Origin of the sequence: Microbacterium keratanolyticum (genome assembly GCF_016907255.1) — a bacterium.
In the GTDB taxonomy this organism is placed as follows: Bacteria; Actinomycetota; Actinomycetes; order Actinomycetales; family Microbacteriaceae; genus Microbacterium; species Microbacterium keratanolyticum.
Window position 1 is genome coordinate 2,995,300 of the sequence record NZ_JAFBBQ010000001.1, and the last position, 25,333, is coordinate 3,020,632.

General features: G+C 64.8%; 22 protein-coding genes, 1 tRNA gene and 1 pseudogene. 10 read left to right on the top strand and 14 right to left on the bottom strand.

Features of this window, described 5'->3' with window-relative positions; all coding sequences use genetic code 11:
* The first annotated feature begins 184 nt into the window (after window positions 1-184).
* Window positions 185-802 carry a GrpB family protein gene (locus JOD62_RS14440; RefSeq protein WP_204939927.1) on the top strand — a complete coding sequence of 206 codons (618 nt, stop codon included), beginning with the start codon at window positions 185-187 and terminating at the stop codon, window positions 800-802.
* Here JOD62_RS14440 and JOD62_RS14445 read toward each other — a convergent pair.
* Complete coding sequence (locus tag JOD62_RS14445) at window positions 799-1,455, bottom strand: GNAT family N-acetyltransferase (protein WP_204939928.1); 657 nt, start codon at window positions 1,453-1,455, stop codon at window positions 799-801. The genes JOD62_RS14440 and JOD62_RS14445 overlap by 4 nt on opposite strands.
* Before the next feature lie 93 nt (window positions 1,456-1,548).
* On the opposite strand from JOD62_RS14445, the gene JOD62_RS14450 reads away from it, so the two are divergent.
* Window positions 1,549-1,890, top strand: coding sequence for a YciI family protein (locus tag JOD62_RS14450; protein ID WP_204940240.1), 342 nt, complete (start codon window positions 1,549-1,551; stop codon window positions 1,888-1,890).
* Window positions 1,891-1,935: 45 nt separating this feature from the next.
* Here the strand turns inward: JOD62_RS14450 and JOD62_RS14455 are convergent, their stop codons facing one another.
* Entirely contained in the window at window positions 1,936-2,307 is a 372-nt protein-coding gene (locus tag JOD62_RS14455) for a hypothetical protein (protein WP_204939929.1), read from the bottom strand.
* Window positions 2,308-2,394: 87 nt separating this feature from the next.
* A pseudogene (locus JOD62_RS15150) lies at window positions 2,395-3,377 on the bottom strand (serine hydrolase domain-containing protein).
* 55 nt (window positions 3,378-3,432) lie between these two features.
* On the opposite strand from JOD62_RS15150, the gene JOD62_RS14465 reads away from it, so the two are divergent.
* Window positions 3,433-4,776, top strand: coding sequence for an MFS transporter (locus tag JOD62_RS14465; protein WP_204939931.1), 1,344 nt, complete (start codon window positions 3,433-3,435; stop codon window positions 4,774-4,776).
* Between the two features lie 8 nt (window positions 4,777-4,784).
* Entirely contained in the window at window positions 4,785-5,201 is a 417-nt protein-coding gene (locus JOD62_RS14470) for a GNAT family N-acetyltransferase (protein ID WP_204939932.1), read from the top strand.
* 4 nt (window positions 5,202-5,205) lie between these two features.
* Here JOD62_RS14470 and JOD62_RS14475 read toward each other — a convergent pair whose 3' ends face one another.
* The 5 genes from JOD62_RS14475 to polA all read right to left on the bottom strand — a co-directional run bounded on the left by JOD62_RS14475 (window position 5,206) and on the right by polA (window position 11,854).
* Window positions 5,206-5,955, bottom strand: a complete 750-nt coding sequence (locus tag JOD62_RS14475) for a formylglycine-generating enzyme family protein (protein ID WP_204939933.1) — start codon at window positions 5,953-5,955, stop codon at window positions 5,206-5,208.
* Complete coding sequence (yczE, locus tag JOD62_RS14480) at window positions 5,955-6,623, bottom strand: membrane protein YczE (protein ID WP_204939934.1); 669 nt, start codon at window positions 6,621-6,623, stop codon at window positions 5,955-5,957. The genes JOD62_RS14475 and yczE overlap by 1 nt, the downstream gene beginning before the upstream one ends.
* Window positions 6,620-7,405 (bottom strand): SGNH/GDSL hydrolase family protein, encoded by a 786-nt coding sequence (locus tag JOD62_RS14485; protein WP_271171561.1) that lies wholly within the window; start codon window positions 7,403-7,405, stop codon window positions 6,620-6,622. Before JOD62_RS14485 ends, yczE begins: the two co-directional genes overlap by 4 nt.
* Before the next feature lie 79 nt (window positions 7,406-7,484).
* Window positions 7,485-9,161, bottom strand: a complete 1,677-nt coding sequence (locus tag JOD62_RS14490) for a DUF885 domain-containing protein (protein WP_204939936.1) — start codon at window positions 9,159-9,161, stop codon at window positions 7,485-7,487.
* 59 nt (window positions 9,162-9,220) lie between these two features.
* Complete coding sequence (gene polA, locus JOD62_RS14495) at window positions 9,221-11,854, bottom strand: DNA polymerase I (RefSeq protein ID WP_204939937.1); 2,634 nt, start codon at window positions 11,852-11,854, stop codon at window positions 9,221-9,223.
* Window positions 11,855-11,917: 63 nt separating this feature from the next.
* Here polA and JOD62_RS14500 point away from each other — a divergent pair, with 63 nt between their 5' ends.
* The gene (locus JOD62_RS14500; RefSeq protein WP_204940241.1) at window positions 11,918-12,331 is read left to right on the top strand and encodes a hotdog fold thioesterase; all 414 of its coding nucleotides are present in this window, start codon (window positions 11,918-11,920) and stop codon (window positions 12,329-12,331) included.
* A gap of 64 nt (window positions 12,332-12,395) precedes the next feature.
* Here JOD62_RS14500 and JOD62_RS14505 read toward each other — a convergent pair whose 3' ends face one another.
* The gene (locus JOD62_RS14505; RefSeq protein WP_204939938.1) at window positions 12,396-13,016 is read right to left on the bottom strand and encodes an ANTAR domain-containing response regulator; all 621 of its coding nucleotides are present in this window, start codon (window positions 13,014-13,016) and stop codon (window positions 12,396-12,398) included.
* An 81-nt stretch (window positions 13,017-13,097) separates the two neighbouring features.
* On the opposite strand from JOD62_RS14505, the gene JOD62_RS14510 reads away from it, so the two are divergent.
* Both JOD62_RS14510 and JOD62_RS14515 read left to right on the top strand, forming a co-directional pair.
* Window positions 13,098-13,180: transfer RNA gene (locus JOD62_RS14510), tRNA-Leu, on the top strand.
* A 148-nt stretch (window positions 13,181-13,328) separates the two neighbouring features.
* Window positions 13,329-14,759, top strand: a complete 1,431-nt coding sequence (locus tag JOD62_RS14515) for a tyrosine-type recombinase/integrase (protein WP_204939939.1) — start codon at window positions 13,329-13,331, stop codon at window positions 14,757-14,759.
* A gap of 50 nt (window positions 14,760-14,809) precedes the next feature.
* Here the strand turns inward: JOD62_RS14515 and JOD62_RS15135 are convergent, their stop codons facing one another.
* Window positions 14,810-15,718 carry a restriction endonuclease gene (locus JOD62_RS15135; RefSeq protein ID WP_204939940.1) on the bottom strand — a complete coding sequence of 303 codons (909 nt, stop codon included), beginning with the start codon at window positions 15,716-15,718 and terminating at the stop codon, window positions 14,810-14,812.
* A 402-nt stretch (window positions 15,719-16,120) separates the two neighbouring features.
* On the opposite strand from JOD62_RS15135, the gene JOD62_RS14525 reads away from it, so the two are divergent.
* Both JOD62_RS14525 and JOD62_RS14530 read left to right on the top strand, forming a co-directional pair.
* Window positions 16,121-16,360, top strand: coding sequence for a hypothetical protein (locus tag JOD62_RS14525; protein ID WP_204939941.1), 240 nt, complete (start codon window positions 16,121-16,123; stop codon window positions 16,358-16,360).
* Window positions 16,350-16,910 (top strand): DUF6036 family nucleotidyltransferase, encoded by a 561-nt coding sequence (locus tag JOD62_RS14530; RefSeq protein WP_204939942.1) that lies wholly within the window; start codon window positions 16,350-16,352, stop codon window positions 16,908-16,910. The genes JOD62_RS14525 and JOD62_RS14530 overlap by 11 nt, the downstream gene beginning before the upstream one ends.
* Window positions 16,911-16,949: 39 nt before the next feature.
* Here JOD62_RS14530 and JOD62_RS14535 read toward each other — a convergent pair whose 3' ends face one another.
* Window positions 16,950-17,258, bottom strand: coding sequence for a hypothetical protein (locus JOD62_RS14535; protein ID WP_204939943.1), 309 nt, complete (start codon window positions 17,256-17,258; stop codon window positions 16,950-16,952).
* Between the two features lie 234 nt (window positions 17,259-17,492).
* Here JOD62_RS14535 and JOD62_RS14540 point away from each other — a divergent pair, with 234 nt between their 5' ends.
* Complete coding sequence (locus JOD62_RS14540; protein WP_204939944.1) at window positions 17,493-17,723, top strand: hypothetical protein; 231 nt, start codon at window positions 17,493-17,495, stop codon at window positions 17,721-17,723.
* Window positions 17,724-18,198: 475 nt separating this feature from the next.
* Here the strand turns inward: JOD62_RS14540 and JOD62_RS14545 are convergent, their stop codons facing one another.
* From JOD62_RS14545 to JOD62_RS14555, 3 genes are all read right to left on the bottom strand, one after another.
* Window positions 18,199-18,690: a hypothetical protein gene (locus JOD62_RS14545; RefSeq protein WP_204939945.1), complete on the bottom strand. Its 492-nt coding sequence runs from the start codon at window positions 18,688-18,690 to the stop codon at window positions 18,199-18,201.
* A gap of 85 nt (window positions 18,691-18,775) precedes the next feature.
* Window positions 18,776-24,205 (bottom strand): PA14 domain-containing protein, encoded by a 5,430-nt coding sequence (locus JOD62_RS14550; protein WP_204939946.1) that lies wholly within the window; start codon window positions 24,203-24,205, stop codon window positions 18,776-18,778.
* 17 nt (window positions 24,206-24,222) lie between these two features.
* Window positions 24,223-25,332 carry a hypothetical protein gene (locus tag JOD62_RS14555; protein WP_204939947.1) on the bottom strand — a complete coding sequence of 370 codons (1,110 nt, stop codon included), beginning with the start codon at window positions 25,330-25,332 and terminating at the stop codon, window positions 24,223-24,225.
* Between the last annotated feature and the right edge of the window lies 1 nt (window position 25,333).

Consider the following 25,333-nt stretch of genomic DNA (forward strand, 5'->3'; position numbering starts at 1 on the left):
GCGTGCTCAGCCTGGTTCTGCCTCACCCCATTGATTACACCGATAATGCACATTATGTCAGTCTGCGTCAGAGATCGACGGGTGCTGCACTCCCCGCGTCCGTCGGTGGCACGTCGCACCAGCGACCGACGCGAGCCGGTTGATCGGAGCATTAGCGTGAACCACGCTGTGAGAGGCTGTGTGCGTGGAAGATCGTCACACCGTCGCCGGTGATTCGAACCCCGCCGCACTCGTCGAGTATCAAAGCGAGTGGCCGCGGCGCGCAGAACTTCTTCTCGCCCGCATCCGCACCGCGATTCTCAAGATCGATGGTGCGGACGACGCGTGCTTTGATCACATCGGATCGACCGCTGTGCCAGGCCTTGCGGCGAAGCCACTCATCGATCTGCAGGTGCGCATCCTCCCTCTCCCCGCCGAGGCAGAGCTCAGCGAGTCTCTGGCGCCTCTCGGCTTCGAGCGAGCCCGGGGCTCACGCCCCGACTCCCCCGGCGTGGATCGTGATATACCGCGTGGATCGACTCGTCTTGACCTCAGAATCTGGGAAAAATCCCTGTTCTGGAGTGACAAACATCAGGCGATCCTGCACATCCGCCGGACAGATTCGCCGTGGGGTCAGTACACCGTGTGGTTCCGGGACTGGCTGCGTGCGAACAGCGAGGCACGGGAGCGCTACGAGAGCGTCAAGCGCGCACTGAGCGCCCAGCAGATCGGGAAGGCAGACTACGACGACTACACCCGCGCCAAGACGGCGTTCTTCGACGAGGTGCAGGCAGAGTTCGAAGGATGGGCCGCCCAGCGCTAGTCGTCAGAGGTGATCCCGAGCTGCGCGAGTGCGGGCTCGACCCCGCGGGTTCCGATCCTCCAGTCCGGGCGCACGAAGCGAGCGCGATTGAGGCGTACCTTCTGCTCATCCACCGGTTCGCCGTGTCGCGGTGACACACGCGTCACGCCATTCAACTCGTAGCCGAGCTTCTCAGAGACCCTCAGCGATGCGCCGTTCCAGCTCGCCGCGCCGGATTCGGCCCACTCTGCACCAAGGATGTCGAACGCGAAAAGGAGAAGTGCCGCACGCATCTCCGTGCCCAGTCCCCTCCCCTGTGCAGACGCCGCGAGCCACGATCCGGTATTCACCGTGCGGCGGTTCGCGAAGTCATACGCAGACAGGTCCTGCGATCCGACAACACGGCCTTCGAAGTGCACCGCGAAGGCGACCGTCCAGTGCTGCGGGCTCATCCGGCTGCGCAGGCTCCACTGGAAGGCCGCCAGATTGCGCGGTAGATCCTCCGGCGCAGCATCCGTCCACGGAACACTGAAAGGCGTGCGCTCGGGCGCGTGTACGCCAGCCAGAGCCGCCTGGGCGAGCTCGGGCAGGTCCTCATCGCGCACGGGACGGAGAGTCAGGCGAGGCGTGGCGATCTCGAGTCCGAACAGTGGCCAGACATCTTCCAACTTCATGGGACGACGCTATCCCACTGTGCACCTCGGTCTTGTCTCACGGCGGGTCGAGGCGGATGCTGGATGAACGCCGACATCCGAGGAGCCACCGTCATGACGAAGTACCTCATCTCATTCCCGAGTCCCGCGATGCAGGTGGCGCCCGAAGACCTCCCCGCTGTCTCCGACGCGTCCCACGCCGTCGTGCAGAAGGCCCGCGATGCGGGCGTGTGGGTGTTCGGCGGCGGCATCGACGACAGCATCCCTCCGGTGCGCGTCAATGCCGACGGCAGCGTGTCCGCGGGCACCTACCCTCAGACAGCCGAACTCGACGGTGGCTACAGCGTTCTGGAACTGCCCACGTACGACGACGCGCTCCTGTGGGCGGCGAAGTTCGCTGAGGCCTGTCGGTGCGCGCAAGAGGTCCGAGCCTTTCACTACGACCCGTTGAGCTAGTCGAGGGGGCACCGCGGCGCTCCAGATACAACCCTGCACGAGCCCCTACGACACATCAGGTCGGGTCATCAACGGATGCCGCAGGTGCAGAGCCAGGTCGCTCGTGGTGAGCGGTACCGTGTGCCAGCGAAGCGTCGCCGTCCCGGTTCTTGGATCAACCACGAGATCGACCCGGTGCGGCGAGGTCACGACGTAGAGATGCGCGACGAAAGCGTCACCCTGCCAGGCGCCCATGGCGCACACAGGGCGGCCCGTCGGCGCGCTCTCCGCCCACACCCCGAATCCGATCTCGACTTCACCGATGCCGTCGATGCGCAGCATCCATCCCGCGCCGTCCACCGAGAGCGACACGAACCTTCCGGCCTCCACAGCGGAGTCGGCGACGTCGACGTCGACGACCGATGCGGAGACCGCCACATCCGCTCGCCTCTCCCCCGCGACGCCAGGCAACGCGCAGTGCCCGAGACGAGCGGCGAGAACGCGGTCATCCTTCTCGCTGTCTGTTCATTCGACGCCCGGCAGCAGACACTCCCATACGGCGGTGAGCGCGTCCTGCGCATGCCGCACTTCCGTCTGTCCGCACGTCAGTGCGACGACGAGCGCTCGCTCGGGTATGACGAGAAGGTGCTGGCCGAATGCCCCGTTGGCATGAAATCCCTCACGTCCGACCCACGTCTGATACCCGTAGCCGCTGTGGAAGTCAGGGCCGGGTTCGCCGGACACATAGTGGCGGCTGTCGACGTGCGCGCGGGTCGCGCGATCCACCCATCCCGCGGGAAGCAGGCGCTCGCCTGCCCAGAGGCCATCGAGGCGGAGCAGTTCGCCGATCGCAGCCACCGCTTCGGTGGTCAGGTGCAGACCGTGGAAGCCGAAGACTCTCCCGCTCGCGACCCGATCCCATTCCGCGTCGCGGATACCCATCGGATGCAGCAGCCGGGCATCCGTGAAATCAGCGAAGTCCTCCCCCGTGACCGCTTCGACCATGCGCGCCAGTACGAACGCCGCCGCGTTGTCGTAGGCGAAAACGGTACCCTCACGATGGACGAACGCGGATCCCAGGAATCCCTTCACCAGGTCACCGGGCTCGCGTGTCCAGGAATCGCCAAGCGCGTCCTCGTCGACGCCAGTCGTCATCGTGAGCAGATGCTCGACCGTGAGCCGCTGCGCTGCTCCCCCAGAACCTCCGGTACGTGCCGCGGCAGCAGGTCGATGATGCGATCCTCCAGCGCGAGCACCCCATCGCCGATGGCGATCCCGACACCGAGCGCGGTGATCGTCTTCGTCATCGAATAGAGCAGGTGCGGGCGCTCCGCGGCGTAGGGCGCCCACCACCCTTCGGCAATCACCCTCCCGTGACGCATCACCATGATCGAGTGGCACTCGATACCTGCATCCGCGAGCTGGTCCACAAAGGCTCCGATGGCACGGGAGGACACGCCCTCCGCTCGCGGGGTGGAACGCGGCAACACAGCGGAATTCACCGCCATAACCTACCAGCGTCGAGGCCGAGTGCATGTCACATCGAGGGGTAGCGTTGTCTGCATGGCTTCCCCGTCTTTTGCGCCCTCCACTTCGTTCGGGCCGCGGGCATGGGTGATCTGGGGAGTCGCCGTGTCCGCGTACATCGTCGCGATCACGAACCGCAGTTCACTGAGCGCCGTCGGCGTGGACGCAGCGGAGCATTTCCAGGCGGATGCCTCGACCCTGGCACTGTTCGCGGTCGTTCAGCTCGCGATGTACGGCGGCATGCAGATCCCGGTCGGAGTGCTCCTCGACCGCTATGGCGCACGGCCCATCATGGTGATCGGAATGGTGCTGATGGCATCAGGACAGTTCGTCATGGCCATCTCGCCCAGCATCGGTGTCGCGCTCATCGCCCGCATGCTGCTGGGAGCGGGTGATGCCGCGATCTTCCCCGCCGCCGTTCGCCTGATCGCCCTGTGGTTTCCCGCCCAGCGCGGGCCGGTGATGGTGCAGCTCACCGGTCTGCTCGGTCAGACCGGACAACTCGTCGCGCTCGTCCCGGTGGCGGCGCTCCTTCACGCGACGACGTGGTCGATCACTTTCTTCAGCATCGCCAGCCTCGGCCTGCTGTTCGCGATCCTGGTATGGGCCCTCATCCGCAATCGTCCACCGGAGCAGCCGTCCGACGTCAGCGTGAACACCGAGACCGGGGCGATTCGCGTCGTCACATCCGCAATCGACACGGGTGTCGGCATCCGCGCGGCGTGGGCGCATCCCGGAACCAGACTGGCGTTCTGGTCGCATTTCGCGACCCCGTTCGCGGGCACCGCTTTCGTCCTGCTGTGGGGAATGCCGTACCTGACAGCAGGTGAGGGCATGACTGCCACGGCGGCGGCAGGGCTGCTCTCGGTCTTCGTCGTTGCCAGCATGCTTTTCGGACCGCTGCTGGGTGGGCTCTCTCAACGCATTCCGACACGACGCTCCTTCGCCCTCGTGCTGCCGACGGTGGCGGTGCAGATGGTCGCGTGGATTGCCGTGATCCTGTGGCCAGGAAACGCTCCGCTGTGGCTGCTGTTCACTCTCATGATCGCCCTCGCCGCCGGCGGACCCGCATCGCTGATCGCCTTCGATCATGCACGCACGCACAACCCTGCCCACCGTCTGAGCACCGCCACCGGGATCACCAATGCCGGCGGTTTCATCGCCGCCCTCATCGCGGTGTTCGTGATCGGCCTGGCGCTCGACCTGCAGGGCGCGGGTACGCCGGACACCTACTCCCTCGAGGCTTTCCGTCTGGCGTTCCTCATGCAGGTTCCGCTGTGGGTCCTTGGGGTCGTGTTCATCATCATCGAGCGCAAGCGCACGCGAATCCGTATCGGCCTGGATCCCGAGCGTGGAAGCCGTCGCTCCCGTCGCTCGTAGGATGAACCATGCCTTCCACCTATTCATTCACTGCTGATGACTCACACATCGATCGCGATCGCGTGCACCGCTGGCTCAGCGAACAGGCGTACTGGGCGAAGGGCCGCTCCCGCTCCGTGCAGGAGCGCGCGATGGATGCGTCGCGCAACTACGGTGTGATCGACGCGGTTGGTACCCAGGTCGCCTACGCGCGGGTTGTCACAGATGGCGTGACCTTCGCGTGGCTGTGCGATGTCTTCGTTGCAGATGACGCGCGAGGCAACGGCATCGGGAAGATGCTCGTGGAGGGAGTGATCGACGATCTCTCACCGCTGCCGATCACGCGAATCCTTCTCGCGACCGCCGACGCCCATGGCCTCTACGCCCAGTACGGATTCGCGCCGTCAGAAGATCCGCACCGGTACATGATCAGGCAGATGCGCTGAGCAGTCATCGCCCGCGCGGAGTCCACCCACTCGGAAGAGGGCCATCGATCATCGCCCGCTCGCGATCGGCTGCCTCCGACCACCCCTGTACCTCCGGTGCCGGGTCGAAACCGCCGCGCGCCAGTCGTATTCCCAAATCGGAATGATGCATGCGGGGCGCTCCCCCACGGCGCACCGACGCGCGCACGCTCCAGTGATCGTCTTCGAATCCGCCACCGCGGAAGACCCGGTATTCGCCGTATCGCGCGGGATCAAGCAGATCCCAACACCACTCCCAGACGTTGCCGAGCGTGTCGAACAATCCAAAGAGGTTGGGCATCTTGCCGCCGACGTCCTGGGGAGTCCTGACCCCATCAGCGGCGGTCCACGCGACATCGGAGAGGAGACCATAGTGCGGTCCGGTGGAGCCCGCGCGACAGGCATACTCCCACTCGGCCTCGGTCGGCAGGCGATAGCCATCCGAGTCGACATGCCACGTGACCACTTCGCCATCGAAGGTGTAGGCGCTGTCGAGTCCCTCCCACTCCGAGACGGCATTGCAGAGTCGCACGGCGCGCTGCCAGCTGAGATCCACGGCAGGGCGGCGCGGATGCTCCGCAGTGATGCCGAGCATCGAGGCCAGCTGTGCCTCGGTCACTGCGAACCGTGCGATCTCGAATGATTCCAACTCGACCGAGTACCGACGACGCTGGCGAGCGTCGTGCAGCGTGACGCTCCCTGCGGGGATCCGGACGAGCTCGATGTCGTCGTCCACTAGGCAGTACCGTCACGGACGACGGGAGTCTCGTTCGTGTCGTCGACGACGACATCTGCCGCCGTGGGCGTGCCCGACAGCCGAATCGCGAAGATCCGCATGAAGAACTGGCAGAGCGGCCCGACGAGCAGTGCGAAGGCGACCGTACCGACGCCGACGGTGCCTCCGAGGAACCATCCGATGGCGACGACGGTCACCTCGATCGCTGTGCGGACGATCCAGATCGGGAATCCGGTGCGCTGGTGGAGTCCTGTCATCAGCCCGTCGCGAGGGCCCGGTCCGAACGATGCGCCGATGTAGAGTCCGGTCGCCGCCGCCAGCACAGTGAGGCCCAGTGCGAAGAACAGCACCTGCATCCACAGGCCCGTGGCGTCCGGAATCACGAGGAATCCGATGTCCGCGGACGGACCGACCAGAAGCGCGTTCAAGAGCGTACCAACGCCCGGCTTCTGTCGGATCGGAATCCAGAGCAGCAGAACCACCGCGCTGACGAGGATCGTGATGACGCCGAACGACAGCGGAAGATGTCGAGAAAGCCCCTGGGTGAGCACGTCCCACGGTGCGGCACCGATCGCGCCCCGAATGATGAAGGCGATGCCGATGCCGTAGAAGAAGAGCCCGACGAGGAGTTGGACAGACCGTCGCAGCAGCTTTTCCGGGCGCTTCATCGCTCGCCTTCCTCGTGCGCTGCTGCGGTGGGCGCGACCTCGTGCCACGCGGAGTACTTCGGTTCACGCGTGTCCCCCGACGAACGGCCGGTGAGCCGCCGCCCGATCCATGGACCCACATGTTGGCGGTAGTACTGCCAGCCGCGAACGCCGGCGATCTCCAATGTCTGGTGGGGCTTCCACCACTCGGCCGGCGCATCGACGCCCAATGCCGACAGCACACGTGCCGCGACACGATGATGCCCGAACGCGTTCATGTGCAGTCGGTCTTCAGACCAGTAGACCGGTGCGCCGAGCTCACGATCTGGCCAGTTCAGCGCGCGAACGATTCCCTCGCGCCCCTCGACGCGTCGCAGGACAGCGGCGGAGAGCTCGTCGCCACGGCGCTGAATCAAATCGCCCATGGGCAGCTGCCGCGAGGGATTCGCCCCGGAGAGGACGATGAGCACAACTCCTTCTTCCGCGCATCGCCGTGCAGCACGGGTGTAAGCGTCAGCGATGTGCTCGATGTCTGCGCGCGGGCGCAGCATGTCGTTGCCGCCGGCGTTGAAGGAGAGGTGAGTGGGGCGCAGCGTGAGTGCGCGCTCCAATTGCTCGTTGATGATCGGCCAGGCGAGCTTTCCGCGGATCGCAAGGTTGGCATACGAGATCGGATGCTGCGTCGCATCCGCCCACCCCTGCGCAACCAGGTCGGCCCACCCGCGCACGCGGCCATCGGCGAGCTCATCGCCCACGCCCTCGCTGAAAGAGTCGCCGATGGCGACATACCTCACCTGTGTCACCCCTCCAGCGTACGACCAGTCAGCGGGACGGGGAGCCGCCCCGGGCATACCGCGTCACGGAGCCCGGGGCGGAGAGACATCACCGTGCGATCAGCGCCGTGCGGAGAGTGTCGAGCCCCACACCGCCGATGTCGAGAGCACGCTTGTGGAACTCCTTCATCGAGAAGTTCGCCCCCTGTGCCGCCTGGTAGTCATCGCGGACTTGCTCCCAGATGCGCTGGCCGACCTTGTACGACGGTGCCTGGCCCGGCCAGCCGAGGTAGCGGTTGACCTCGAACTGGACGAACTCGTCGGGCATGTTGACGTTGGCGCGCAGGAAGTCCAGGGCGTAGGCGGCATCCCAGGTGCCCTGGCCGTCCAAGCGGGACTTGCCGAGGTGCACACCGATGTCGAGCACCACGCGCGCGGCACGCAGACGCTGGCCGTCGAGCATGCCAAGGCGGTCGGCCGGGTCATCCAGGTAGCCGAGCTGCTCCATGAGCCGCTCCGCGTACAGTGCCCAACCCTCCGCGTGTCCCGAGGTGCCCGCGAGCACACGCCGCCAGGTGTTGAGCTCGGCCCTGTTGTACGTCGCCTGTGCGATCTGCAGGTGGTGTCCGGGCACACCCTCGTGATAGACAGTCGTCAGTTCGCGCCAGGTGTCGAACTCGGTCACGCCCTCCGGAACCGACCACCACATGCGCCCCGGACGCGAGAAGTCGTCCGTCGGCCCGGTGTAATAGATACCGCCCTCCTGCGTGGGCGCGATCATGCACTCCAGGGTGCGGATCTTCTCCGGGATGTCGAAGTGGGAGGCGGCGAGCTCGGCGACAGCGCGGTCGCTCGTCTCCTGCATCCAGCGCTGCAGTGCGTCGGTGCCCACGAGCTTGCGGGAGCGGTCGGCCTCCAAGTGCGCGACCGCCTCGGCCACCGATGCTCCGGGGAGAATCTCGTTCGCGATGGAGGTCTGCTCCGCGACCATGCGCGCAAGCTCTTCCTTGCCCCACTCGTACGTCTCGTCGAGGTCGATTGTCGCGCCGAGGAATCGGCGCGAATTGAGAGCGTAGAGCTCGCGTCCGACCGCGTCCGTCTCGGATGCCGCGGGGGCGAGCTCACGCGTCAGAAAGTCGCGCAGCTCGTCATAGGCGACGCGCGCAGCCGACGAGGCGTTGACCAGATCGGTCGCCAGCGATGCCGGAAGCTGTCCGTCCTCCGGCGCCGCCTCGGCGACGAAAGTCGCGAAGAACCCGTTGTCGTCGGTGTAGCGCGCGATCTGGGTCGCGACCTCCGTCACCTGGCGACGGGCGGGAACCACACCGCGAGCGATGCCTTCACGAAGCGTCGCCACGTACCCCTGCAAAGCAGCGGGCACAGCGCCCAGACGCTTCGCGACGACGGACCAGTCGTCCACGCTCGCCGTCGGCATGAGGTCGAACGCCTGGCGGAAGTCCTGGGCTGCGGAGGCGATCACGTTGAGATCGCGCAGATGCCACTGTGCGTCGTTCAGCTCGAGCGACAGACGCAGCTCGCTGCTCAGATCGGTCTTCGTCACCACGTCGATCGCGTCGACGGGCTCCAGGGCGTCCAGTGCCGCGAAGGCACGTCGCGTCTCTGCGACGGAACGCTCATGGCCTTCTGGGCTGAGATCGTCCAGGCGGTCATTGGCCTCATCGCGGCCGATGTACGTGGCCAGCAGCGGAGACAGTTCTACGAGGGTGTCGACCCATTCCTCGGCGACCTGGTCGATCGCCGTCGGGGTGCGCGGTGCAACAGTCATCCATCGAGCCTACGCCGAGGGCGCCGCCCAATCACGGACGACGCCCTCAGACGCGCGGATCAGTGCCCCGCGTCGTTCCAGTTCGCGCCGCGGCCGACCTGCACGTCGAGCGGCACGCGCAGCTCCGCAGCATCCGCCATCCGCGAGCGAACCGTCTGCTCGACCGCGTCCCACTCCCCCGGGGCGACTTCGACGACGAGTTCGTCGTGGATCTGCAGCAGAACGCGCGAGCGCAATTCTTGCGCGCGCAGCTCTTCGTGGATGTGGAACAGCGCGATCTTCATGATGTCGGCGGCACTGCCCTGAATCGGTGCGTTGAGCGCTGCGCGCTCGGCGTTCTCGCGAAGCACGCGGTTGGGGCTGGCGAGATCCGGGAACGGGCGACGCCGGCCGAAGATCGTCTCGGTGTAGCCGACCTCCTTCGCCGCCATCACAGAGGCGCGCAGATAGTCGCGCACGGCACCGAAGCGGGCGAAGTACTCGACCATCAGCTGCTTCGCCTCCGACTGCTCGATACGCAGCTGCTTGGAGAGGCCGAACGCCGAGAGGCCGTAGACCAGACCGTAGGACATCGCCTTCACCTTCGTGCGCATCGCCGGCGTGACCTCTGAGGGGTCGACTCCGAACACGCGGGCGCCCACGAAGCGGTGCAGGTCTTCGCCGGAGTTGAAGGCCTCGATGAGCCCTTCGTCTCCAGAAAGGTGGGCCATGATGCGCATCTCGATCTGCGAGTAGTCCGCCGTCAGAAGCGTCTCGTACCCCTCGCCGACCTGGAAGGCGCTGCGAATGCGACGCGATTCCTCCGTGCGCACCGGAATGTTCTGCAGGTTCGGATCGGTGCTCGACAGACGACCGGTCTGGCTGCCCGTCTGCACGTAGGTCGTGTGAATGCGGTGATCCGTGCCGATCGCCGAGTCGAGGGTCTCGATGATCTGGCGCAGCTTCGTTGCTTCGCGGTGCTGCAGGAGCATGGCGAGGAACGGGTGCGGATGGCTGTCTTGCAGATCGGCCAAAACGGCGGCATCCGTCGAGTATCCCGTCTTCGTCTTGCGTGTCTTCGGAAGCTCGAGATCTTCGAAAAGCACCTCCTGGAGCTGCTTCGGGGACCCCAGGTTGAACTCACGCCCGACGAGGGCGAAAGCCTCCTGCGCGATGCCGTCCGTGCGGGTCGCGAGCTCTGCGGAGAACGTCGAGAGGATGTCGTGTGAGACGGCGACTCCTGCCAGCTCCATGTCAGCGAGCGTCACCAGCGTGGGCAGCTCGATCTCGGTGAGCACACGCGCCACAGGCTCGGGTAGGTCACCGCGCAGTGCCTCAGCCACGCGGCGGATGAACCATGCCTCCTGCGCCGGAGTCGCTCCCTCGGTCTCGGGGACGAGCTGCGTCGGGTCGGCCTCAGGAAGCTTCTCACCGAGGTAGCGTTCCACGAGGTCACCGAGGGTCTTATCTGGGAAGCTCGGACGCAGCAGCCATCCCGCGAGGCTCGTGTCATATGCAAGCCCGCCGAGACGAACTCCCGCGCGCTGCAGTGCCTTGATCTGCGGCTTCGCGTCATGCAGCACCTTCGGCGCTTCCGAGGTGAGCCACTCGCCGACCTCGGCTGCTGTGGCATCGATCCACTCTGCCTCACGCAGCTCGGAGTCCGTCGCCGCACCGATGCGCACGGGCATCCCGCCCTGCGTGATGATCCGGAGCGCCACCTCGGTCTTCTGCGCATCGAGCCAGGTGCGGAACGCCGGTCCATCGACTTCCTGCGGCGCAGGAAGGACGACGACCGCGGCCGGATCCTCTGCAACCTCGCCGGCGCCGACGGCCTCGAACACTCGCGGCAGCAGGGTGCGGAACTCCAGGCGGGCGAAGATGTCTCGTACCGCCTGTGCGTCGATCGGACGGGATTCCAGATCGGCGGGCGCGACGGGAAGGTCGACATCGGTCAGCAGCCGGTTCAGCTTGCGGTTACGGCGTACCGCATCCATGTGCTCACGGAGATTACCCCCCACAACGCCCTTGATCTCCTCCGCCCGCTCAAGAAGCTCGTCGAGGCTGCCGAACTGCGTCAGCCACTTGACCGCGGTCTTCTCACCGACCTTGGGCACGCCGGGAAGGTTGTCGCTGGTCTCGCCGACGAGCGCCGCGATGTCGGGGTACTGCTCGGGGCGCACCCCGTAGCGCTCCTGCACGGCCACCGGGTCGTAGCGCTTGAGCTGCGAGACGCCCTGCACCGAGGGGTAAAGCAAGGTCACATCGTCATTGACGAGCTGGATTGTGTCGCGGTCGCCCGAGACGATCAGCACCTCGTAGCCCTGCTCGGCGCCCTGCACCGACAGCGTCGCGAGGATGTCGTCGGCCTCGATGCCCTCCTTCGTCAGGACGGGAATCGACATCGCAGCGAGGCAGTCCTGCAGAAGCGGGATCTGGCCCTTGAACTCTGACGGCGTCTCTGATCGGGTCGCCTTGTACTCGGGGTACTCGTCGGTGCGGAACGAGTGCCGCGACGTGTCGAAGGCGATCGCGAGATGCGTGGGCTGCTCGGCCTTGATGAGGTTCACCAGCATCGACAGGAAACCATAGATGGCGTTCGTGTGCTGGTTGTCTTTCGTAGTGAAGTTCTCGACCGGGAGCGCGAAGAAGGCGCGGTAGGCGAGCGAGTGGCCGTCGACGACCATGAGGGTAGGCTTTGCGGAGTCCGTCACCCTGTCAGCCTAACGAGGACGACAGACATGCGCTGAGGAGGAACCGTGACCGAGAGCACCCAGATGACCGGAATCGAGTGGGCGACCGCCCGTGGGATGGGCGCCCTGGCCGAGAAGATGGGCATTGAATTCACCGAGTTCACCCTCGAGCGCAGCGTCGCGACGATGCCCGTCGAAGGCAACACCCAGCCCGTCGGTCTGCTGCACGGCGGCGCCTATGTCGTGCTCGGCGAATCGCTCGGGTCCATGGCCGCCAACCTGCACGCCGGCCCCGGCCGTCTGGCCGTCGGCGTTGACATCAACGCCACCCACACGCGATCGGCGACATCGGGGATCGTCACGGGCGTCTGCACTCCCCTGCACCTCGGCCGCAGCGTGACCGTCCACGAGATCGTCGTCAGCGACGATCAAGGCCGCCGATGCTCGACGATCCGCATCACCAACATGATCAAGGATCTTCCCGGCGGAGCATCCTGACCTCGCCGAACGAAGAACGGGCCCCGACCAATCGGTCGGGGCCCGTTCTTCGTTCGGCGGAAGACTACTTCTTCGGGGCGAGCTGCTCGATGATCGCCTTCGCGACGTCCTGCATCGTGAGGCGACGGTCCATCGACGCCTTCTGGATCCAACGGAACGCCTCGGGCTCGCTCAGGCCCATCTTCTCGTTGAGAAGTCCCTTGGCGCGGTCGACGAGCTTGCGGGTCTCGAAACGCTCGACCATGTCGGCGACCTCGGCCTCGAGCGTGATGATCTGCTCGTGACGTGCCAGGGCGATCTCGATCGCCGGCAGGAGGTCGTTGGGGGTGAACGGCTTGACGACGTACGCCAGCGCACCGGCCTCGCTCGCGCGCTCGACGAGCTCTTTCTGACTGAACGCGGTGAGGAGCACGACGGGCGCGATGTTGCCCTTGTGCAGCTTCTCAGCGGCGCTGATGCCGTCGAGCTGCGGCATCTTCACATCCATGATGACGAGATCAGGGCGAAGTTCGGTCGCAAGCTGCACGGCGGTCTCGCCATCACCCGCCTCACCGACGACGTCGAATCCGTTGTCGCGGAGGATCTCGACGATGTCGAGTCGAATGAGCGACTCGTCTTCGGCGACGACAACTCGGCGCGGTGCTGCTGCTACGGGGGCCTGTTCAGCCGTTTCTTCCTCGGTCACCTGTCCATTCTAGTCAGCACACGCGTTCCGGGAGGGAATGCGACACCGCAGACTGCGATAGTCTCGATGACGCACACTTTCGCCGGTGTGGCGGAATGGCAGACGCGGAGCACTCAAAATGCTTTGTCCGAAAGGGCGTGTGGGTTCGAGTCCCACCACCGGCACTCTGCCTTAGGCCCCGACTCCCCTAGAAGACACTGGGAAGTCGGGGTTTTGCTTTTCTTCGGCATCGCGTCCTTCCCCAGTTTCTTCCCCATATATCGGTGTTTCCTCCCCCCGACTGCGCATAGTCACCACGAAGGGAAGAGGACCATGACGGCAGCAGTTTCAGACCCCCGCGGAGCAGGCAAGAATGCCTCCGGTTCACGTGTCAGCGCGAAGGGCGGATCGGGGGCTCAACCGGCCAAATCGCGCGCGCAGGTACGCGTCCGCCAGCTCAAGCACGGCGAGTCGATTTCGGTGCGCTTCAACATGAACGGAAAGCGCCCGGAGCGCTCGTTCGACACCCGCGAGCACGCGGAGGCATGGAAGCTCCTTGTCGACCAGGAAGGGCCAGAGAAGGCGCTTCTGATGCTGGACGCTGAGGAGCTGACAGCGGCGATCAGCAGCCACACGGTTGATGAGCTCATGAAGCTCTACAACAAGTCCCGCACGGGCGCGGAGGACGGCACGCTCGAGCACTACGAGATGTTCGCCCGCACGAGCATCAGCCCGTTCATGAGTGCACTCCCCGCACACATGGTCACGCGAGAGAAGATCACGGAGTGGGTCGAGGCCGAGAGCGAGTCCGGTCGCGCATCGAAGACCATCAAGAACCGCCTCGGCTACCTCGCCGGAGTGTTCAACTTCGCCGTTGACGAGGAGCTCCTTACGAAGAACCCCTGCCGTGGCGTCCGCATCCAACGCGGCGAACGCCGGCCTGTCGTATTCCTCACGGTCTCGCAGTTCGACACCATCATCAGCTTCCTGGAACAGAACGAACAGGACGCGGTCATCATGCTCGCCCACACCGGCATCCGCTGGGGCGAGCTCACTGCACTCACCGTTGACGACATTGACCTGGAGAAGCTCACCGTGAGCATCAACAAGGCATGGAAACGCTCGAAGAAGCGGGGCTGGTACATCGGGCCGCCGAAGACCAAGAAGGGCGTGCGCGAGATCTCGTTCTCAGAGAACCTCGTGCCGATGCTCCTGCGCCTCATCGCCGTAGCCCAGACCGTCGGCAAGCGTCGTGGCACTAAGCGCTCGGAGATGTATCTGTTCACGAACCGGCAGAACAACCCCCTGCGCGGACAGCGCTTCCTGGCGGGCTACTGGAATCCGGCGCTCCGCCTCGCCAACGGGCTCGCGCCGTTCGACACCTCCAACGACGCGGACAACAACCGCTGGCAGCGCGGCATCGGCGCATTCGGAACGCGCACACCGGCAGTCTCCCCCATCGGGAAGTTCCCCCGCATCCACGACCTGCGCCACACGCACGCATCATGGCTCCTCGAGAAGGGGGCAACGCTGCACGCCATCCAGTACCGCCTCGGCCACGAGTCCATCAAAACGACGGTGGACATCTACGGCCACCGCGCCAACGCACTCTCCCGCGCCGAAGCCGACATCATGACGGATCTGTTTCAGGTGGATGAAGCCTCAGCTCCAAATCCGCAAGAGCGGCTGGCGCAGATCCGTGAGGCTCGTGAAGCGCTTGAGGCGGAAGAGCGACGGATCCTGGTAGGCGATGCGACGCCCTAGGTGGCCCGCTTCCTTGGATGGTGCATCCGCGGCGTACGGGGCTTCTAGTCTCACACCCCTGCTGGGTGCCATGACGGCCGGAGGCCGTGCGTGAGCAAGAACGCGGCCACAGCGTTCACCGCGCGAACGTCACCGGTCTCGACCGTGTAGACGAACAGCGGCATGCCGGCCCGATCCGCGGCTTCCACGCCACCGACCGTGAAGCCTCCAGAAGTGAAGAAGACCGGACGACGGCCGAGTTCGTCAACCACGCTGACGCCAATGTGCGCGCGAACCTCTTGCACAGCGACGGTGCCCGTGTAGTGCTTCACCTGCGCGACATAGAGCCCGCTCTCGACATCCACTCCCCCGTCGCCCACATACCGTGTGAGCGTGGCGTCCTCAGCGCCCATGTGAATCATCCAGTCACGCACCCATGCCTCGGCGCCGGCGGGTGAAACGCCATACGGCTGAGCTGCGGGCGCAGGATGACTCACCTGCCACCGTGTCAAAGACTCGAGCGCTTCCTCCCGCATTGCGGCGGCAACCGCGTCTGCTTCTCGCCGTTGGGCTCCCTGCTCCCGCTGGTACAGATTGCTGGCGCCAAGAAGGTGGGCGAGGTACATCCTCCGCCCCTCGCGGAGCGCCCTAAATGGGGTTGGGCCAAACGAGGTGAACAAGAAGGCCAAGACCCCACAAACGGGGAACCCAATCAGTATCGGAAGCTCATCGCGAAGCACGATTGCTAGGACGAAACACAAGAACGCCACTGCCACCCCGATGAATACGGACAGGTAGATCCGTCGTTTGCGAATCGCGCGCAACGCCACTTCCAAGCTGGCGCCGACAGACGCCACATCCTCCTCGGCGCGCCGATGGTGGTCGAACGTGTCACCAGCCATCACTGCCGCCGCCGACGACTTCGCCCGTTCGCGAAGTTCGGCGTAGAACTGCTTCTCGGCTACTGCTACCGCGCCCACGTATCAGCGCTCCAATCTGAACCAGTCACTGCGACGCGTTCGATGATGACCATAGCCACGCCCCCATACATTCGCAGCGTCTCACTCCTTGGACTCACAGGTGTGGGCCGCGGCCTCGATGGTGAACGCAAGCTCGTCGAAGCCGACGACTCCGTATGAGCAGGACACTACCGGCACACCTGGCGCCCGAGGCCCCATGCCATGTTCCGGCGTTGGAGGCCTCTACTCTTCAGCGTCAAGATACTGTCGGTCGCCCTCCAGCGTGAAGCCCTGCGAATGTTGGCCTTCTTCAAGCTAAGCCCCGTACACTAGTGCCAAGGAGAAACAATGACCCGGTCAGACCGCATTGCGCTCGCGCTTTCGCGCGAAATCGTAGACAGGCTCGAGACAGAGCCTGTGTTCGTGGTGCAACGCGGACTCGCGAACGTTGACAAGGCTCGCTCGAAGAGCCGTGGCACCGCTCGCATGGCTGTCGACCGCTGGAACGAGATGCTGATGCGCTCTGACATCGCGGCGATTCGCGACACGCTGCTTGGTGACTCCGACGACGCCCGCGAGATGCGCAACTCGGCAGTGTTCTCTGGTGTTATCCCGGAGCCTCGCCGCATGCAGATCGTTCGCGGTGTCTTGAATGCGGCGTGACGAGCTTCGGCTGCTGCTGCTCGAAGCGCGCCGCCTCACCGACGCCGACGAAGTCCTCGTCATTGGTTCCCAGTCTGTTCTTGCAACGTGGGACGATGACGAGCTTCCTGAGGAAGTGACGCGTTCGCGCGAAGCCGACATGCTCGTGCGTGTTCGGAACGGCATCCGCCTCACGGATTCGGAGGCCGACTACGTCAGCGGATTTCTGGAATCCTCAGGCGTGCTCAGCGAGTTCGACCTGGAGCACGGCATCCACATCGACTCGGTGAGTCCAAACACCGCCACGCTCCCAGAGGGGTGGGAGGGACGGCTCGTCCCGATTTCCGCCATTGGTGAAGACGGCACCGAGGTTATTGGGCTATGCCTCGACCCATACGATGCCTGCGTGTCGAAGCTTGTGGCCTTCCGAGAGCATGACAGAGAGTTTGTCGGCCACATGATCCGGGCAGCGCTCGTGAAGCCGGCGACAATCCTCGACCGCCTTATGGGACTCGCACCCGGTGTCGAAGCGAATCATGCCTACGTGTTCGTTCAGGGGTTCATGGATTAGCCCGGGAATCAAGTTCGGCTCGGCGGACGTGTAGCTGACTCAAGCTACGTTGAGCGCCTCGCGCGCCGCGTCCTCGATGCTCAAGTGGTCTTCGAGGTCACTGGCCGTTCGGAATCCCGTGACGAACATGCCGGCGCCGGTGTAAACCGCGAAGGAGCGCCCGCCCTCGTGCGTGACCTCGTAGGTTTTGCCGTCGCGCTCGAACTCGAAGAGGGAGAGACCTTCGTCCCCGTCTTCTTCGTCCTCGAACGCCAGCGTGCTCTCCGGCTCGGTACGGTGATGTTCGCCGAACTCGCCCGAGGGGCGGCGGTGAAGTTCCATCTGTGCTGTGCGCTCGTCGTCAGTCATACCGACCATGTACGGGGCTCACTGGGGTGCGCATGAGGAGTACTTGTCTGTCGTCATGACGTCGTTATGGCTCACGCTGCGCATATGAGAGGTGACCACCCCGCACCCGCACCGAGGAGCCCTCATGACCATTACCATCATCGACAGCACCGAGCAGGCCATTGCTGCCCGCGCCGAGGCTGAGGCCGCCCAGACTGAGTTCAACAAGAGCTTCCCGCGGCCGTCGCAGAGGACGTGCGCAGCATCGTGCCCGACGCCATCGCCATCACCGTTCGGCACCGGGAGTGTGGCAACTCCTGGCACGTCGGGCTCGTCGCGGCGCCCTACGGCGAGGTGTGCATCAGTGATGAGCAGAGCATGCACATCGAGCGCGCGGTCAAGGCCACCGGTGCCACGCACACCGGCAACGTGCCCGGGGCGACATACATCTCCTGGACAGAGTGCCGCACCGAGTTCGAGGTCTGAGCGGATTTCAACTGCTGACCTCAGCCTGTGTGGCCGCGCGCTCGATGGCGCGGTAGACAGTTGAGCGTGCGACGCCAAACATGTCCGCGAGCTCGCGCCGGAGCGCTCGCCGGCGTGGTGCAGCTTCACAAGCACCTCTTCCTGCGCCGGGGTGAGCGTCGGCTTCTTGCGCTGCAGCCGCCCGCGTGCCTTCGCGACAGCCATGCGCTTCCTGCACGAGCTTCATCGCTCGCTCCCCAACTCCTGCGGATACGTCCTCAACGCTGGCATAGGCCTCATCCTCTCGGGATTTCAGACCCTCCACTAAACCTGGGCGATTCACTCAGAACGCTTCAATTGTCAGTCACGCCCTAGCCCCGGGGTACAGCGCGATGAGCTCGCGTGGTCTGCACTTCTCAAACGGCGAAGCAGTCATGAGCGTTCGGAGCAGGAGAACTTCCACACTCCGTTCAAGGTCCAGCGAGTCTCTAAGAGCTCACTCCGTCGTAACCGCACCACGCATCCCGCAGGGTTCATCTCGAATCACGCCCGATGGATACAGCCACCGACCTTCAACCTCTGCAGGATGGGGGGTCCTGAATTGAATGCGGAGTCCATTGAGTTCATTCTCGGACGAACCCGTGCGAAGGAATATCATGAGCCGGTGGTCGGAGGGAATCAGGTTCTGGACGTCTGGTTGAATCCCTGCGGGCGGCGAGCCAACAGAAAACTCCTCCCCCGGTTCGAGCGAGGCCCGTCCTGATCCTTGAAATGCGACTCCATCTGTGCGCTCGGGTGAATAGGAGGCGAACTTGATCTGGGCGTATTGAAACGTCTTCGTCTCAGCGCCGCACCAATGAAAAATGAACTCGCCGTCCCGCATAGTAACCGACATCGGTTGCTCGTTGGGAGAAGACCACAAGCAGCCGCTGAGCGCTATGCAGGAAACCAAGGCAACAAACATCGATGCCGCTCGCTTGTATGTCATTTCATCCTCCTCAGATTCTCAGAGGTCTCGGAGGAACTCGGACATGCCCAGAGCGGAGAAGCCTCCACACGGAAACGAAAACGCATTAGCACTCATATCCTCCTAAACCTAAGCCAGCGTCGATCTCGAAGTAGTTCTCGCACGCTCGACCGGAACCTCGCATTGCAGATTTCAAGCTTTCCCCAAGGTAGGCCAATACGTAGTCAGCGCTCCACCCCGCCCATTGCTGCGAGTGCCGAAGCTCGTGAGCCAACAGATTGTCATCCATAAGCACATCGGCGGTGTCCTCCGCCGTAAGGAAGACGTCTCCGAAAGTCGTTCCTCCGCCACCGGGATTCACAAAGCTCCCGCACACGATCACTCCGTTGTGCGCGGTCTGACAATCAGCTTTCCCCGCAAAGGCTGCGAGTAGGGCCGCCGTCGTGGCCAGCCTGTTTGCCTCCTGGCGTGCCTTCGCTGAGTTGGTCGCACGTTCAGTTCGTCGGATTGCCTCCGCGACCTTCCCCGGCCCAAAGGCATCGACCAAGGCACCCACGCTTCCTCCGCTCGGAGTTTCCATTTCGAATGCCCACTTTTGGCCGCTGAGGTCGTGTCCGTTGATGGGGTCGGTGGGCCAGGCGTAGTCGTTGGCTCCGCCTCCTTCGATGGGGTCGACTTGGAGGAACCGTCCGAGCGCTGGCACGTAGAGGCGCACTCCCATCTCGACAACAAGAGTGGAGCCTGCGGTTTCTGCGGACTTGAGGGCTCCTTGGTGCCAGAGGGTGTTGCCGGCGAGTTGACCGGTGTCGTCGGATGTGGCAGTGCCGATCGCGAAGGTTGTCGGGTCCATCGGCTGCCCGAACGGGTCCCACAGCAACAGCGGGCTCGTGGTCGTGCCGCTGCGGGTGACGAGAGCGTGACCGTTCATGCTCGGGTAGGACCATGTCACCGCGCCCGACTGGTTCGTCCAGGACACTCCTCCCGGCAGTCCCAGGCTTCGGGTGAGTGCGGTGCCGGTCTTTTGGCCCCAAGGCGAGTCGCCCCCGCCCGCGTGAAGGTAGGAGGTCGTGACGGCGGGGGCTGCACCGGCGGGGTCTGTGGTGCGTGCGGCAATGCGGCCGGTCGCGTCGCGCACAATGGTCACCTTCGTGCCGTCAGCGTATGTGGTCCCGATGTGACGGTCGGCGGCGTCATACGTGAACTGCATGTCCGCAAGCCGCGACACATTGCCGCGTGCGTCATACACGATGTCTGCGGCGGCGAGCCCATCCGTGACGGTGTTCGCCCCGGGAATGGCACCCGTGACTTGAGTGGAGAGTAGGCGGTCGGCCCAGTCGTAGCAGTAGGCCGTTTCCGTCGTCACTGGGGACGCACCGGGGGCCGTCCACACGTCCTGCGTGCTTGTGCGATTGCCGGACGCGCCCGCGGCGGTGTTCGGCCCACATCCTCCCGTCGCGGTGTACTGGTACGTGAGGGTATGGCCCGGGATGACGGCCTTCACTAACCTGGCCGCGGTGTCGTAAGTGTAGGTGAATGTGCGAAGCGTGCTTCCAGACACCAGGTGCTGCTGGGTGACGCGTCCAGACTGGGAGCGGATGACATTATCCGAGACGAGCTGACCACCGACGAGCCACTCTTGGAACACGGTACGCTGCGCGGAGTCGCGCCCCACCTGGTTCAGCGCGGACCCGTCAGGGTAGGCGACCTTTGCAAGACGCTGGAGCGCGTCATAGGTGACGCTTGCGAGCTGCTGCCCGTCCCCCGCGACGGTCTTCACCTTTCCGTCCGCGTCATAGGTGTACGCGGTCACCGAGGCGGCGCCTCCCGCGGGAGTCGTGCGGATCTGCGTCACACGACCAGTGAGAGAGTCATACGTCGGCACGGTGACCGTTCCCCACACATCCGTATAAGAGGTGGTCCGTCCCAGCAGGTCAGCAACCGTGGTGACCGTGGAGCCGTTCGGGGACCCCGCGACGGTGACACCGGCGGTCGTGACCTGGTATCCACCGCTGACGAGGGGCGTGTAGGTTGCGGTCGTCGTGATCGCGGCAACGCCGGTCGGTCCCGTGATGGTGGTCGCGGTGGCGCGCCCGCGGGTGTCGAACGTCGTGCACGACCATCCGGTATCTCCGGTGGTTTTGGTGCCTGCGGTGCGTCCCCATGCGTCATACACGTATTCGGTGGTGATCGCCGTGCCGGTGGCCGGCGCGGGGCCAGTCATGGTCTTCGTGAGCCCGTACTGTCGGGTGCCGGCCGGTACCCCGCAGACCGCGGGCCCGGTCTCGAGATCCCCGTAGTACGTGCTGGTGGTCTTCGCCGTCGCTGGTGCGCCGGTGGCGGCGCCCGCGGGAAGGGTGCGGGTGAGCCGGCGTAGCCACCCGGTGCTGCCGGGTTGCTCGAACGACATTCGCGTTGTCAGCGCTTGACCGTCGGGGTCGGCGATGCCCGCAGTTGGCTGCCCCAGCCAGGGGTGCTCGTAGGTCATCCCCGCGGTCATCGAGGGCGCGGCGGCGCCGGGCGCGGATGTCTGGTCATCCGTGCTCGTGCGTGTGACGAGCCCGTAGTCCGGGCGAAGCGCGGTGCCGGGGGCGACGGTTGCTGTCGTTCCGGAGGTGGGGGTGCGCCATTTCAACTGCAGGGTTGCGGTGGCGGTGTCGTCGCGATACTCGACGCGGATGCGGCGGGTTTCCCCTGCCGCGACGGTGACGGGTACGCCGACGGTTTCGGCAGCTCCGGTTGCCCATTTGTCGACGATGAGGGTGTCGCCGACCCAGACGCGGGCACCATCATCACTGTTGGTGACGAACGTGTACTGCCCCGCAGCGGGGAAGGTGACCAGCCCGGTCAATCGCAGCGACCAGGCGTCCGCTCCGATCCCTGCCCCAGGGGCATTCGTTCCCCAGGAGCGGTCGACGGCTCCGGCGGTTCCGCCGATACCGAACCCGATCAGTGCGGGCTTGCCACTGAGGGTCTTGTTGGCGTAGTAGGTGGCCTGCAGCCCCTGCAACGCTCCGTCGTAGACCTTAGCGGTGTGGGCGGGCAGGATGCCACATCCGCTCGTGCCGACCGGATTCGGCACGGGGCGCCCCGAAGCTTGGAAGCAGGCCACCGGTGCGGGCCCATAGGAGTCGGTGGCACGGTCGGTCGCCGGATCGTATACTGTCGTCGACATCACCCCCACCGAGCTGGTCGAGGATAAGACCAGGTCCTTCGTCGGATGCCATGCCTGGGTGACGGTGACACCCATAGGGCTGGTCGCGGATGTCTGCCGCAACGAGGTGTCGTAGCTGACGGTGTTGGTCGAGTTCGATACCCCTTGCACCGACACTGTCGCCGTGCGCGCCCCGACGTTGTAAGCGAAGTTCTTCTTCATCCGGGTCGCCGCCCCACCATCGGCAGACGGCAGCGTCACCGACGCCACTCGCCCATTCGCATAGGCGATCGTCGTGGCGGGAGGGTCGTAGGTGCTGGGGACGGGTTGCGCCAGGAGATAGTCGCTCGCAGCAGAATCCTGAACGGAGACGAGCATATTGTTTGTGTCGTACCCGAACACGGTCCGTTCTGCGCCGGGGTCCTCGATCATCCACAGTTGCCCGCCGGAGTAGTACAGGTTCGTGACCGGGTTCGGGTCTACTCCCGTGGCGGGGTATTTGATCTGACACAGCGACCCGGCACGTGGCTTGACATGGCTCGGAGGCAGGGTCGGGCACGCCGTCTGCGCGGCGTTCTGATACACGAACGACACTTTCCGGTGATAGTTCGTGCCGTCTTTCGAGAGCGCATCGACGATCTCTCTCACCGTGCCGTCAGCGTTCTTAACAGCAATGGGTGCTGCGGGTTTTTGCGCATCGGCCGGGTTGGTAGCAGATTCAACCGTCCCGTCCGCGGCGAACTGGTAGACCGTGCCGCCCTCGTCCGTGTAGACTACGCGCCCCAGCGCATCCAACGAGACAGTGCCGTATTCCCCCACAGGGGGCGTGAACCCACCCGCAGATGTCTTTGAGTACGTGTGAGCGGCACCGCTGGCATCTGTCAGCACCACCGCCTGCGCCTCGATGGTCGCTTTCGACCACACAGACGCTTCGCCCACGATCGGGGTCATGGTCGTCCACCCGTCACGCATTGCGGTCGGTTCGGTGGAGTACCAGGATGCCGGGACAATCACGGGTCCCGCGCTGTCGGCCGCGTCATCGGCCCAGAGCTCGACGTATGCGCTGCCGGTCGCGTCGAAGTAGTCGAGCTGGATCGGAACCTGCGCGGTAGTCAGACTCTGAACAGCCGACCACTCCACCCCGGTGCCACCGTTGGCCCACTTGTCGAGCGCGGAGACCCCGTTGACACGCAGTTTGACGCCGTCATCATGACGGACACCGAACTTCCACTGTGAGGAAGCGTGCGGCATCCGGATGAAACCGTCCCACCGCGCCATGAACGCATCCGACGCCAACGCCGGGCCGGGGCTTCCCGCACCCCAGTCGAAGGAGAGCGCGGAGTCCGTGCGGACCATCAGCGGAGTCTTCCCCGTGAACGTGTACCCGGCAGGAGCTGCTGGCACGTTCCCCAGGCTGTCCTTACCGTCGTAGTACGAACCCGTCAATCCACGAAAGGCGCCAGCGCTCTGGGAGTTGTAGGCGAAAGCAACACCCATCGGCCCACCCAGAGTGTTCACCAGAGGCGAAGAGAACGACAGGCTCGCGTTGCCGGTGGCAAGATTCACACCCACCGGGCCGACGGCATCGAACGGCGACGGACCGGCTGACCCCAGACGCAGGTCGACTTTGATGTGCTTCACCCATGCCGGGGTCGCATTCTTGCTGTTCCCATCCGTCGGCTGCACCACCCACGAATACACGTTGCCGTCACGGAGAGTGCCCTCCGGGACCGTCCAGCGCACCTTCCCATCAGTCCCGGCGGTGACCAGCCCGGACGTGAACACAGCCCCGGACTTGCCGTCCGCGCCAGTCGCGATCTTGAACTCGTACTTCACGGTGCCACCGGCGGGGAAGTTGTCTGGATCCGCCACAGCGTCGACAACCAAGGTTGGGGTGAGCGTGACAATGGTCTCCGGCTGACCGCTCGCATTGCCCGGAGTCGCCGTCCCCACCGGCGGGGTCGGCGGTGCGATCTGCGTCGTCAACGACCGAACTGTGCTGTGCCGCTCCGTCGACTGGCCCAACCAATCACTGTGACCATCCATTGTGCGGGCACGCCAGTAGTACGTCGTCCCTGACAGCAGCTTCCCCTCGGGAACTGTCGCCTGCTTCGCTGTGACCCACCCGGATGACCACACCGGATTCGACATGTCCGCACTCGCCGACACCTCGAACATCTGATACTGCGCCGGCGCGTATGGAGAAGCCCCGGTCGTCGTCACCGACAACGTCGGCGTCAACGACTGCTGCGTGACACCGTTCGCCGGCGACGCCTGCGTCACCGTCGGGAAGTCCCAGTACTCGATATACAGGGCCGTCGCGATCTTCTTATACGTGTAGTCCGTACTCTCCCATCCCTGGATGTGGACTGGGATCGCAGACATGTTCTGCCCGAAGTAGTTCACAATGAACCGGCCGATGCCTTCGCCGGACGTCCACCCTCCCCCGTCAGCGAGGGACAGGTTCGACAACCACGCGCCGCGACAGTCATAGCAATCGCCCGTGCCCTTATTGACCGCCGCGTCATACGCCACGGTGGTGCCCGCCCCCGCGTACACGGCAAGCATCTGCGCGTCGCCGATGAACTTCTTATACGCCGGAGATGCGTCAAACCACGTATACGTCCGCCAAAACCTGTTCGTGTTGTTCTCACGGGTATTGCCAATATGGACTGATCCATATAGACCGCCCCATCGGACTTGAAAGATCTCTGGTGCGGAGGACCCCACTGGAACGTCGGGTCAATGAACACCGGATACGCCCGCTCATCCGACGCCAACCATGCAGGATCCACGGCCAGCCCGTACGCCCAAGACCCGTCAGCCTCCTGCGTCAATGTCACCGCCGGGTTGATGAGTGCGCTCTCCCGCTCCCCCTTCACGCCGGACGAGTCCCACGCCACCGGGGTCGGCACATGCATCACGACCGCGCCCTCAGCGTCCTGCAGTTCCAGCACATCGTGCTCGCCCAGCACCGGCGTCAACTCGCCCACATCAAGACGCCACGACCAAGACGCCTCAACCGCTGGCACTTCTCCGAGCACGAGGGTTTCCTTCACCGCCCCCGGTTCCACCTCATACTCGAGGTCAACGTCGGCACGCACATCGGAGAACCGCAACGTGTCAGATGCCTTGCCGTCCGACGAATCCGGTTCCGCCCGGGCAGCATTGCTGTCCTCCAGCGAGAACGAGACGCTGTGACCGTCCGCCTCGACCAACACCGCACGATCCGCAGTGGCCTCATCCGCGAACGATGGAGACAGCGGATGATCCGGAGCCACCCACCGGTCACCGTCTTTCACCACGTCTGTTGAGATTTCCGCCCATGTCCCCGGCGCAGTCTCAAAGTTCAACAGCTCCGTCGACTCCAGACGAATCGTCGTCCCCGCGTCCGTCGCGTACGTCGTAGAGAACGCGTCCCGGCCAACAACCGTACCCGCCTCCGCACGCGCCTTCAACCCCGCACCATCGCTCTTCGGCTGCTGTACACGCTGGGAAAGCCGCGAGGACACG